Source organism: Chryseobacterium gambrini (genome assembly GCF_027920505.1).
GTDB lineage: Bacteria > Bacteroidota > Bacteroidia > Flavobacteriales > Weeksellaceae > Chryseobacterium > Chryseobacterium gambrini.
Map to the genome: position 1 here is coordinate 116,981 of NZ_CP115857.1, position 12,028 is coordinate 129,008.

Here is a 12,028-nt window from a genome sequence, read left to right on the forward strand (position 1 = left end):
ATAAAATTATCTTTTTTATTTGGTTTTAAAAGAAATTATATTTTAAATTTGCCAAAAAATTTAGATAAATAAATGGAAATAGAAATTTCCTCATCCATACATCTGATGTATGTGAGTGAAATACAGCAGGAAATGTACGATTCTGCACAGCGCAGAGGAACGGGGATTGCTAAACGTTCCATAGAATACCTCAGTAAAAAAATTACTGATGGAAACGCTGTAGTCGCCACCGATAAAGGAAAGTGGGTGGGTTTCTGTTATATAGAAACATGGTCTCACGGTCAGTTTGTTGCCAATTCCGGGCTTATTGTCTCTCCCGAATTCAGGCATTTGGGAGTGGCAACCTTAATCAAGGACAAAGTATTCGCTTTATCCCGAAAAAAATACCCAAACGCTAAAATTTTCGGATTAACTACCGGTTTGGCAGTCATGAAGATCAATAGCGATTTAGGATATAAACCCGTTATTTATTCTGAACTTACTCAGGATGAAGAATTCTGGAACGGCTGCAAAAGCTGCGTGAATTATGATATTTTAATGAAAAAAGAACGGAAAAACTGCCTTTGCACAGCAATGCTTTTCGTTCCCGATAATACAAAAAACAGCACTGAAAATAATCAGTCTGAAAACAGATACAATAATGAGCAAGAAAGTAGTTTTAGCATTTAGCGGAGGTCTCGATACCTCTTACTGCGCCAAATATCTCAGCGAAACACTGGGATATGATGTGTATGCAGTTACTGTAAACACCGGAGGTTTTTCCAAAGATGAAGAAAAAGAACTGGAGAAAAAAGCCCTGAATCTTGGGGTAAAAGAATACAGGTGCGTTGATGCTCAGGAAGATTATTACAATTCTTGTGTAAAATATCTGATTTTCGGTAATGTTCTGAAAAACAATACCTATCCTCTGTCTGTAAGTGCGGAGCGTACCATTCAGGCGCAGGAAATTGCAAAATATGCGATTGAAATCGGCGCGGATGCAATTGCGCATGGAAGTACGGGAGCAGGAAATGATCAGGTTCGTTTTGATCTCATTTTTCAGGTAATGTGTCCGAGTGTAGAGATCATTACGCCCATTCGTGATATGGCTCTTTCCCGTGAAGAAGAAATTGAGTTTTTGAAAAGTCACGGCTACGAAATGGAATTTCAGAAAGCACAATATTCTGTTAATAAAGGACTTTGGGGAACTTCAGTTGGCGGGAAGGAAACGCTGACTTCAAGAAATTATCTTCCTGAAGAAGCTTTTCCGTCACAAATTAAAGAAAATCAACCCTCTGAACTGGAGATTGAGTTTAAAAATGGCGAAATTATCTCTGTAAACGGAGAAAGTTTTGAACATCCGGTTTACGCGATTCAGAAAATAGAAGAATTGGCTTCGGTTTACGGAATCGGTCGTGATATTCACGTAGGAGATACCATTGTCGGAATTAAAGGAAGGGTAGGTTTCGAGGCAGCAGCAGCTTCAGTAATCATCAAAGCACATCATTTATTAGAAAAACATACGCTTTCAAAATATCAGCAGATGATGAAATCCCAATTATCCGACTGGTATGGAAACTGGCTTCACGAAGCACTTTTCTTAGATCCTGTGATAAGGAATATCGAGTCTTTTCTGGTTGATTCTCAAAAAACAGTCAGCGGAAAAGTATTTGTAACCCTTCATCCTTACCGATTTATCTTAAACGGAATTGAGTCTGAACATGATTTGATGTCAGACAAATTCGGAAGCTACGGAGAAGCGAACAGAGCATGGACAGGCGAAGATGTAAAAGGCTATACAAAGATTGTTAGCAATTCTTTAAACATATATCATCAGATCAATAAATAAAATTTGGGCAGCTTTATCCAGCTGTAGTTTATCCTGAGCTTGTCGAAGGACAACAGTCTTTTATTCGTCGTTCCTCCTCACAAAAGGATTTCCGTTCAAGTCGGGCTGCGAGAGATTTGAAGATCAATGAACCCGAAGGGTTCAATACGAATAGCCGTAGGTAAAACCTATGGATTAAAAGATCAATATAAACAAAGAACCCGAAGGGTTCAATAACAATAACCGTAGGTGAAAACCTATGGAAAATAATAAAATGAAAAAGAAAATAGGAATCATCGGAGCCAACGGTTACACAGGAAGCGAACTGGTTCGTCTGTTGTTTTTTCATCCCAATGTATCATTGAGTTTTTTATATAGCCGTTCAAATTCGGGAACAAAAATTTCAGATTTGTACCCGGATTTAACGACGGTTTGTGAAATGGTTTTAGCGGATCAGTCTGAAGAAGTCGATATTCTGTTTCTATGCCTTCCTCACAAAGAAAGTCAGAACTGGCTGATTCAGAATTCTGTTAAAGATGAAACCTTGGTGATTGATTTGGGAAACGATTTTCGCCTCGATGGAAACTTTGGAAACAGAAATTTTATCTACGGATTACCTGAAATCAATAAAAAACAACTTTTCGGAGCCAGAAGCATTGCCAATCCGGGATGTTTTGCCACAGCAATTCAACTCGCTTTACTTCCTTTAGCTCAAAAAGGTTGGTTGAATGAAGTGTATACAACAGGAATCACAGGTTCAACAGGTGCAGGTCAGTCTTTACAGACAACCACGCATTTTACCTGGAGGAACGATAATATTTCGGCGTATAAAACTTTAACACACCAACATGTGGATGAGATTTTACACCAATTAGTTTCTTTTAATACCAATGAAATCAGTCTGAATTTTGTTCCATGGAGAGGAGATTTTGCCAGAGGAATTTTTACAAGTTCTACCGTGAAAACAGATTTAGAACTTTCAGAGATTTATCAGTTGTTTGAAGATTTTTATGCAGATGAACCTTTTGTACAGGTAAGCGAAAAAGCAATTGATTTAAAACAAGTTGTCAATACCAATCGCTGTGTGATACAGATTGAAAAATGTGGGAATGTTGCGGTCATTCACTCAGCGATTGACAATTTGTTGAAAGGCGCTTCCGGACAGGCAGTTCAAAACATGAATATCGCCATGGGCTGGGAAGAAAATTTAGGATTAAACTTGAAAGCGACAGCGTTTTAAACGTGAATAGTCAATAGGTCAATCGTGAATTTTTACAACTCAATCAAAACCGACTTAGGAAAATGGAGCGTTAAGAAAATTGAAATTTAATCCGTTAAGAAATTCCCACTGTTTGAGCACGAGGCAAATTTTCAGTCGAAGAACAAATCTTCAATTCGTGCGAGTTTTGGGAATTTTAGGATTTAATTTAAATTTTTAGCGGAAGTTTCCAGTCTTGAACTTTTGTTTCTTTTGTTTCAAGACAAAAGAAATTAATTAAAACAAAAAAAATGAATTTATTCAACGTATATCCATTATTCAATATTAATCCGGTAAAAGCACAGGGATCATTTCTCTGGGATGATAAAGGAGAAAAATATCTTGATTTTTACGGAGGTCATGCGGTGATTTCCATCGGTCACAACAATCCCCATTATCAAGCTCAGTTAAAAAATCAATTAGATAAAATATCTTTCTATTCAAATTCGGTCCAGAACGAGTTACAGACTGAACTGGCTGAAAAATTAGGAAAACTTTCAGGCTTGGAAGAGTACAATTTATTCTTGTGCAATTCAGGAGCAGAAGCCAATGAAAATGCCTTAAAGCTGGCTTCATTTCATAACGGAAAAAACAAAGTGCTATATTTTTCAGGTTCCTTTCATGGAAGAACTTCTGCAGCCGTTTCGGTGACGGACAATCCTAAAATTGTAGCTCCGGTAAATTATGATGAAAGATTCATTAAGTCTGAATGGAACAATATCGAACAGCTTGAAGAAGTTTTTGAAAAACAGGGAAATGAACTTTCATCCGTCATCATTGAAGGAATTCAGGGAGTGGGCGGAATTATGATTCCAACAGTTGAATTTTTAACTAAAATCAAAGAATTGTGCGAAAAATACAATGCTGTCTTGATTTTGGATGAAGTTCAGTCGGGATACGGAAGAAGCGGTTATTTCTTTGCCCATCAGGAATTTGGGATTGAAGCAGATATTATTACCACCGCAAAAGGAATGGGAAATGGTTTCCCGATTGGTGGCGTTTTAATTCATCCGAAGTTTCAGGCAAGCAACGGTTTATTGGGAACTACTTTTGGCGGAAATCACTTAGCTTGTGTAGCGGCAATTGCGGTTTTAGACGTCATGAAAGATGAGAATCTTATCGAAAATGCTCAGAAAATGGGCGAATATATTGAAAATGAAATTAAGGATTTTCCACATATCAAAAACATCCGAAGGAAAGGCTTGATGATTGGGATTGAACTCGACAGAGACTGCTCGGAAGTGAGGAACAGCCTCTTGTACAATCATCATATTTTCACAGGAAACTCTAATGATAAAGCGGTCTTAAGGATTCTTCCGGCACTTAATATTAAAAAGGAAGAAACGGATCTATTCATTAATGCTTTGAAAGAAGTATTGGAGAATATTTAAGCTGTGAAAATTATGTGGTCTGTCATTCAGAACATAAACTGAAGGTTTACGAACGAAGTTCAGAAGTGTAGTGAAGAATCTCTTTTATAATGTTATTAGATTCTTCCTTCGTCAGAATGACAAACACAACTTTCAATTGCTGAGTAAAACGCCCTTGCGAACGAAAATATTTTCAAGTTAAATAAAAAAAACGTAACGATTCATAGCGTTAAAGCTCCAATGATATGGAGATAAAATTTTTAAAATTAACTAACTACAAGTCTAAAGATTTAAAGAACATGGGGAAAATCAAAGATTTTCAACTTATGTGTTCTAATATTTCAAAGTTTTTGAACTTAAATCTAATGTGACTTATGTGTTAAAACTTTTGCGGTAAAAAAAACAATTCAAAATGAAAAAATTCACCTCTGTAAGCGATGTTGAAAACTTACAGCAAATCATAAAAAAAGCTCTACAAATTAAAGAAAACCCTCTTTCGGAACCCGAAAAAGGAAAAGGAAAAACAATAGGACTTGTCTTTTTAAATTCAAGTTTAAGAACCCGTTTAAGCAGTCAGATTGCGGCTCAGAATTTAGGTTTAAATGTTTTAACCTTAAACGCAGCTCAGGAAGCTTGGAACTTAGAATTTGCGGATGGTGCAGTGATGAACGGAGATACGGTAGAACATATCAAAGATGCAATCGAAGTGTTGAATCAATATTGCGATATTATTGCAGTTCGCTGTTTCGCAGGAATGAAAAGCAAGGAAGATGATGTGAACGAAAGCATTTTAAGCCAGTTTGAGCAGCATGCGAAAGTTCCGGTTATTTCTTTGGAATCTGCGACACGTCATCCTTTGCAAAGTCTGGCAGATTGCATCACCATTACCGAAAACTGGCACTTCGACAAGCTCAGTGTAAACCGTAAACCGAAAGTGGTTTTAACCTGGGCGCCTCACATCAAGCCGATTGCTCATGCGGTTGGAAACTCTTTCGCAGAATGGATGCAGGAAATGGATGTAGATTTTGTCATCGCCAATCCGGAAGGGTATGATTTAGATAAAAACTTTACAAAAGATGTGAAAGTTATTCATGATCAGGAAGAAGCATTGAAAGATGCCGATTTTATCTATGTTAAAAACTGGTCGTCTTTTGATGATTATGCAGCAATGCCTGAAGTAAAAGACAATTGGATGCTCACGAACGAAAAACTGAAAAATACCAATCAGGCAAAAGTGATGCACTGTCTTCCGGTTCGCCGTAATGTAGAGTTGAGCGATGAGGTGATGGATGGTGAAAATTCAATCATTTATCAGCAGGCAAAAAACCGGATTTTCTCTGCACAGGCAGTGTTTTCAGAAATTTTGGATGAATTGAATTCTTAATAAATCAAACCTAACAGGTTTTTAAAACCTGTTAGGTTTCCCCTTGCAAAACTTGACAAGGCTTTCCAAAAAGTATATACAATGAAAGAAAAATTATACATCATAAAAATTGGCGGAGCGTTAATTGATGACGAGGAATTGTTAGAACAGTTTTTAGAGCAGTTTGCAGAAATTCAGGAAAAGAAAATTCTGGTGCATGGAGGAGGAAAACTGGCAACAACTTTAGCCGATAAACTGGGAATTGAGCAAAAACTTGTAAACGGAAGAAGAATAACCGATAAAGATACGTTGGATATTGTCGCAATGGTTTACGCGGGAGGAATCAATAAAAATATTGTGGCAAAACTTCAGCAGAAGAAATGTAAAGCCATTGGTTTTTCGGGAGCAGATGCGAATTTAATTAAAGCCAAAAAAAGAGAACACGCCGAAATAGATTTCGGATTTGTGGGAGATATCACCGAAAAAAGCGTGAACAGAAAATTAATTTCAAAATTGCTGAAACTGGAACTGGTTCCTGTATTTTCGGCAATTACCCACGATAAAAAAGGACACCTTTTCAATACCAATGCAGATACTATTGCTTCGGTAATTGCACAGGCTTTATCCGTAAAATATGATGTGGAATTGCTGTACTGCTTTGATAAAGAAGGAGTTTTGGAAGATGTGAACAATCCGGAATCGGTTATTAAAAATATCTCCGAAGACGAATTTTCAACCTTAAAAGAGGACGGAAAACTTCACAAAGGAATTCTTCCTAAACTGGAAAATGCTTTAGGAGCAGTGAAAAATAATGTCAATAAGGTATTCTTAATTAAAGAAACCGAACTGAAAAACCATATAGAAAACCATCATGCAGGAACTGAAATCTGTTTATAGCAAAGAAGAATTGCGGGATAACGCGGTTGAATTATTAAAAAAGCTGATTGAAATTCCGTCATTCAGCAAAGACGAATTTAACACGTCGGTGGAAATTGAAAATTTCTTCAAAAAACATCAGATTCCGACAAAACGCTTTAAAAATAACATTTGGGCGGTAAACAAAAATTTTGATGTTTTCAAGCCATCTATTTTGCTGAATACCCATCATGATACCGTAAAACCGAACAAAGCGTATACTTTAGATCCGTTTGTTCCGATTGAAAAAGACGGAAAATTATTCGGATTGGGAAGTAATGATGCGGGAGCATCATTGGTTTCTATGGCGCAGGTTTTTTTACATTTTTATGAAAAAGAAAATTTACAATATAATTTAGTTATTGCTTTGACGGCAGAGGAGGAGATTTCAGGTTTTGACGGTATTGAAGCGCTTTTCCCCCAATTACCGAATATTGAACTCGCCGTTGTAGGAGAACCCACGCAGATGAATCTGGCGATTGCAGAAAAAGGACTTTTGGTAATTGACGGTGAAATGAAAGGCACTCCTTCTCACGCCGCTCATCCGAACAATGATAATTCGATTGTGAAATGCATGGAAGATTTGCAGCGTATTTTAAATTTCAAATTTCCAAAAGTTTCGGATTATTTGGGTGAAGTTAAAATTACCTTGTCAGGAATCCACGCGGGAGTTCAGCATAATGTCGTTCCGGAATCCTGTACTTTCACTTTAGATGTAAGAGTTACGGATGAATATTCTAATAAAGAAGCATTTGAAATCATCCAGTCTCAGATGAAATCTACTTTAACGGCAAGATCTTTCAGGCTGAATTCTTCAAAAATTGAAATGGATCATCTTTTTGTACAGGCAGGATTAGCAGTGGGAAGGACAACGTACGGTTCCCCAACATCATCGGATCAGGCAATCATTCCCTGTACTTCCGTAAAGCTCGGTCCCGGAGACAGTACCCGTTCTCACACCGCGGATGAATACATTTATATAAAGGAAATAGAAGAGGGGATTGAGATTTATATTCAAATTTTAGAGAAAGTTTTGTAGCTGGAAGAGGGATGATGGAAGTTTATGAAGCATAAAAATATCGACCTAGGAAAATGGAGCGTTAAGAAAAATAATTTTATGAACGTTAAAAAAATCCCACTGTTTGAGTGCGACGGAAATATCAAATCGAAGAACGAATATTCAATTCGCACGAGTTTTGGGATTTTTAGAGAATAAAAATATTTTTTAGCGAAAGTTTCCAGTCTTGAATTTTTGTTTCTTTTGTTTCAAGACAAAAGAAAACATAAAAGAAATATATTCAGTTATGTCATTCTGAAAGAAACGAAGTGGATTGAAGAATCTTTAAATTTAGATAGATTCCTCCTTCGTCGGAATGATAAAATCAAATTAATAAAGGAAGATAAAACAGTTGGTTATAAACATCCGTCACCCAACTTCCATCTTCCATCAAAAAAGAAATTTTTATGAAAAAAATATGGCAGAAAGACGATAAAGCCACCAATATATTAGTCAATACATTCACAGTCGGGAAAGATCTTGATTTTGACGAACGTCTGGCAAAATACGATGTCAAAGGTTCAATGGCGCACTGCAAAATGTTGTCGGAAGTGGGAATTATTTCTGTTGAAGAATCAGAGCAAATGTTGTTTGTTTTAGCAAAAATTTTAGAAGATATTGAAAACGGAATCTTTGAAATCGATAAAAATGCGGAAGATATTCATTCCCAGATTGAATCAATTTTAATTGAAAAATTAGGTGATACCGGAAAGAAAATTCACACGGCACGTTCCAGAAACGATCAGGTTTTACTGGATATCAAATTGTATTTATTGGACGAAATCCGTGAAATTACAGCGTTAACGGATGAGTTTTTCCAAATATTAATCAAATTAGCGGAACAGCATAAAAATGTTCTGCTTCCAGGATATACACATTTACAGATTGCAATGCCTTCCTCATTTGGATTATGGTTTGGAGCCTATGCAGAAGCATTGTTGGATGATATTGAAATGTTGTTTTCAGTTAAAAATATTATCAATAAAAATCCATTGGGTTCTGCGGCAGGTTATGGTTCATCGTTCCCGATTGACCGTGAGAGTACAACATACAATTTGGGCTTTCAATCGATGAATTACAATTCCGTGTATGCTCAGATGACGCGTGGGAAGTCTGAAAAAATGCTGTCGATGGCAATGGCAACTTTAGCCGGAACATTAGGAAAATTCTCTTATGATGTTTGTCTGTATTTAAGCCAGAACTTTGATTTCATCAGCTTTCCGAAGGAATTTACTACAGGAAGCAGCATTATGCCTCACAAGAAGAATCCTGATATTTTCGAGTTGGTTCGTGCGCGCTGCAACAGAATACAGTCGTTACCGAATGAGTTTATTTTACTCACGAATAACCTTCCTTCAGGCTATCACAGAGATATGCAGCTTACGAAAGAAATCCTTTTTCCTGCGATTGATTCCTTAAAAGAATGTCTGGAAATTTTAAATTATACATTACCCAATATTCAGGTGAAAGACGGGATTTTGGAGGATGAAAAATATAAATATCTCTTCAGCGTAGAGAAAATTAATGAAGAAGTCAAAAACGGAAGTTCATTTCGGGATGCTTATGTAAAAGTAGGACAGGAGATTGAAAATAATGCGTTCGATTTTGAAATTGGAAATTTAAACCATACGCATCAGGGAAGTATCGGGAATTTGTGTTTGGATAAAATAGAATATCAGTTTAATAAACTGAAAAATAAGTTGTTGGGATGAGTTTCTTGCTTTTCAAGTAAAATTATATTAATGAACTTTATATTTTATAACAAATTTAAACAGACATTTGGTATTCTGTTTTTAATGAATTTACGAAGTTACTCTAGAATTATTACGTTTGAAATTTGGCAAGGATATTCAAAATCAGATTTATTAAATGTGACAATGTAATCAATTGTAAAAGAATCATCCATAATCATTGATCTCAGTACTTCGTCAATCAAACTTATTGAAGCTGTTCTACTAAGATTTAATGTAAATACATTTTCCAATGCGGCTTCCTTATATTTTTCATCAGATACTTTTATTACGTTTGGTTTCAGTAAAAACTGTTCAAAAGCATATAAGTTTTCCTTTCTTCTTGCTAAACGGGTATTTACAAATTCATACAATGTGGGCCATGGAATTAGAACAATATTGTTCTCCAAGTCATCAACGATTTGAAGTGCTCGTTGATGTCTTTCGGTTTCTTCGGGAGAATAGAGTGCAATCCAAAAGCAGGAATCTACTAATATTTTTGCTTTTGGCATATTTAAAAGGCTTCATCCTCATTTAGTTCATTAGCAATGTCTGAATAACCATTCCAGGCAGGAGTTTTTCTATTTCCAAATAAAAAATTGCCCTTTACACTACCTTTTTCATCGTCTCTATATATTACATAGATTCGATCATTATTAGTTGGTTGTACAAGTCTTTCTAATTCAGATTTTAGATGCGTAACTAATTCCTCGACAGGAAGCATGTTTTCGTTATCATACACGAAATATGCTAATCCATTTCCGCAATCAATAGCTTTATTATTGTCTAAAAACGTAAATAATGATGCGTAATTTCCTTTTAAACCAAAATCAAAACTTAACCAAATAGATTTTTTTCTTTTTGCCATTTTAATAAGACTAATTTTTTATTGTTGAACAAAATTACAAAAGTTTTTCAATCCAAATCAATCTTAAACTTCGTAGACTTTTTCACCTCGTGCAAGACAATAGAACTGTGATATTGCCCGATATTCGGTATGTTTGAAATCACATTCACCGTAAAATCATTATAAGAATTAATGTCTTTTGCGATAATTTTCAGCATGTAATCATATTCACCGGAAAGACTGATGATTTCCTGAACTTCATCATGCTGCATGATGTTTTTCTCAAATGTTTCCAGAACTTTTTTAGACTGTTCTTTAAGACGCACATTGCAGTAAACCACAATATTTAAGCCTAGTTTTTCACGGTTTAAAAGACCTACATATTTCTCAATAATTCCCTGTTTCTCCAGTTGCTTGATGCGTTCGTACGTCGGAGTGAAAGTAAGACCAATTTTTTCTGAAATTTCTTTCACCGAAAGTGTAGAATCTTCCTGAATAATACTGAGAATCATCCTGTCTTTTAAATCCATATAGTCGATTTTGAATCGTAAATATACAATTTTATAAAAATTAAAACTAAAATTTTGTTTTATAAACCCAAAACCTTTTGATATACAGCCCGAATATTAACATCTGTTTTGTTCAATGGCAGACTAATTGCTATAATCTGCATACGAAATCCAGATTAATATGAACCGAAATACGACTACGGCAATAACTTCATTGGCTGATTACAATACCCATCATAAATTTAAAAATGAAATCTTAAACGGACTGAAAGAGGAGCCTAAACATTTATTATCCAAATATTTCTACGATAAAAAAGGCGACGATCTTTTTCAGCAGATCATGAATATGCCGGAATATTATCTCACCGATTGCGAACTTGAAATCTTTACCGGAAAAAAGAGGGAACTCGCAAATGCGATACGAGCATTCGACGAACCTTTTGATCTGGTGGAACTCGGAGCGGGAGATGCTACAAAATCCTCTCATCTGCTTGAATATCTTGTAAAGCAAAACGCAGATTTTACTTATATGCCGATTGATATTTCGGCAAATATTATTTCTGTTTTGGAGGAAAATCTTACATCTGAAATTCCGGGGCTTAAAATGACGGGGCTCAATGGAGAATACTTTGAAATGCTCGATAAAGCAAACAAAATTTCTTCCCGTAGAAAAGTCATTCTTTTTTTAGGAGGGAATATTGGAAATATGGAAATTGAAGAAGCCTATCAGTTCTGTAATGCATTGAAATCGAGACTCAATCCGGATGATATTCTTCTCATTGGTTTTGATCTGAAGAAAAATCCACACACCATTCTTGCTGCCTATAACGATAAAGCGGGAATAACGGCATCGTTCAACCTTAATCTTTTAGACAGAATTAATGAAGAGCTGGATGCAGATTTTAAAACGAATCAGTTCAAACATTACCAAACTTACGATCCGCTTTCCGGAGCCTGCAGAAGTTACCTGATCAGTCTGGAAGATCAGTCGGTACATATTGAAGAGGAAGAGGTAAACTTTAAGGCAAATGAAGCCATTTATATGGAAATTTCTCAGAAATATTCGGAAAAAGAAGTCGATATAATGGCAAGAAAAACAGGTTTTAAACCGTTAAAACAGATTTCGGACACCAAAGGCTGGTTTGTGGATGCGATCTGGAAAGTCTAATTTA

The 12,028-nt window shown here is 35.8% G+C and carries 12 protein-coding genes; 9 read left to right on the forward strand and 3 right to left on the reverse strand.

Going from position 1 to position 12,028, the window contains the following annotated elements; translation table 11 throughout:
- The first annotated feature begins 72 nt into the window (after window positions 1-72).
- From PFY09_RS00510 to argH, 8 genes are all read left to right on the forward strand, one after another.
- Window positions 73-669, forward strand: coding sequence for a GNAT family N-acetyltransferase (locus PFY09_RS00510; RefSeq protein ID WP_185205749.1), 597 nt, complete (start codon window positions 73-75; stop codon window positions 667-669).
- Window positions 641-1,828 carry an argininosuccinate synthase gene (gene argG, locus PFY09_RS00515; protein WP_271161028.1) on the forward strand — a complete coding sequence of 396 codons (1,188 nt, stop codon included), beginning with the start codon at window positions 641-643 and terminating at the stop codon, window positions 1,826-1,828. The genes PFY09_RS00510 and argG overlap by 29 nt, the downstream gene beginning before the upstream one ends.
- Before the next feature lie 253 nt (window positions 1,829-2,081).
- Window positions 2,082-3,047, forward strand: coding sequence for an N-acetyl-gamma-glutamyl-phosphate reductase (gene argC / locus PFY09_RS00520; RefSeq protein WP_271161029.1), 966 nt, complete (start codon window positions 2,082-2,084; stop codon window positions 3,045-3,047).
- A 269-nt stretch (window positions 3,048-3,316) separates the two neighbouring features.
- On the forward strand, window positions 3,317-4,456 hold the full coding sequence (locus PFY09_RS00525) for an aspartate aminotransferase family protein (RefSeq protein ID WP_271161030.1): 1,140 nt from the start codon (window positions 3,317-3,319) through the stop codon (window positions 4,454-4,456).
- Between the two features lie 391 nt (window positions 4,457-4,847).
- The gene (locus PFY09_RS00530; RefSeq protein WP_271161031.1) at window positions 4,848-5,819 is read left to right on the forward strand and encodes a Rossmann-fold NAD(P)-binding domain-containing protein; all 972 of its coding nucleotides are present in this window, start codon (window positions 4,848-4,850) and stop codon (window positions 5,817-5,819) included.
- 81 nt (window positions 5,820-5,900) lie between these two features.
- On the forward strand, window positions 5,901-6,695 hold the full coding sequence (gene argB / locus PFY09_RS00535; protein ID WP_116099873.1) for an acetylglutamate kinase: 795 nt from the start codon (window positions 5,901-5,903) through the stop codon (window positions 6,693-6,695).
- Window positions 6,670-7,752 carry a M20 family metallo-hydrolase gene (locus PFY09_RS00540; RefSeq protein ID WP_271161032.1) on the forward strand — a complete coding sequence of 361 codons (1,083 nt, stop codon included), beginning with the start codon at window positions 6,670-6,672 and terminating at the stop codon, window positions 7,750-7,752. The genes argB and PFY09_RS00540 overlap by 26 nt, the downstream gene beginning before the upstream one ends.
- 425 nt (window positions 7,753-8,177) lie before the next feature.
- Window positions 8,178-9,482: an argininosuccinate lyase gene (argH, locus tag PFY09_RS00545; RefSeq protein WP_271161033.1), complete on the forward strand. Its 1,305-nt coding sequence runs from the start codon at window positions 8,178-8,180 to the stop codon at window positions 9,480-9,482.
- 98 nt (window positions 9,483-9,580) lie between these two features.
- Here argH and PFY09_RS00550 read toward each other — a convergent pair whose 3' ends face one another.
- The 3 genes from PFY09_RS00550 to PFY09_RS00560 are packed head-to-tail and all read right to left on the reverse strand — an operon-like array spanning window position 9,581 to window position 10,877.
- Window positions 9,581-10,012 (reverse strand): type II toxin-antitoxin system VapC family toxin, encoded by a 432-nt coding sequence (locus PFY09_RS00550; RefSeq protein ID WP_271161034.1) that lies wholly within the window; start codon window positions 10,010-10,012, stop codon window positions 9,581-9,583.
- Between the two features lie 2 nt (window positions 10,013-10,014).
- Window positions 10,015-10,368: a hypothetical protein gene (locus PFY09_RS00555; protein ID WP_271161035.1), complete on the reverse strand. Its 354-nt coding sequence runs from the start codon at window positions 10,366-10,368 to the stop codon at window positions 10,015-10,017.
- Between the two features lie 47 nt (window positions 10,369-10,415).
- On the reverse strand, window positions 10,416-10,877 hold the full coding sequence (locus tag PFY09_RS00560) for an Lrp/AsnC family transcriptional regulator (protein WP_271161036.1): 462 nt from the start codon (window positions 10,875-10,877) through the stop codon (window positions 10,416-10,418).
- A 160-nt stretch (window positions 10,878-11,037) separates the two neighbouring features.
- On the opposite strand from PFY09_RS00560, the gene PFY09_RS00565 reads away from it, so the two are divergent.
- A complete protein-coding gene (locus PFY09_RS00565) occupies window positions 11,038-12,024 on the forward strand; it encodes an L-histidine N(alpha)-methyltransferase (RefSeq protein ID WP_271161037.1) in 987 nt (328 codons plus the stop codon).
- Window positions 12,025-12,028 lie beyond the last annotated feature (4 nt).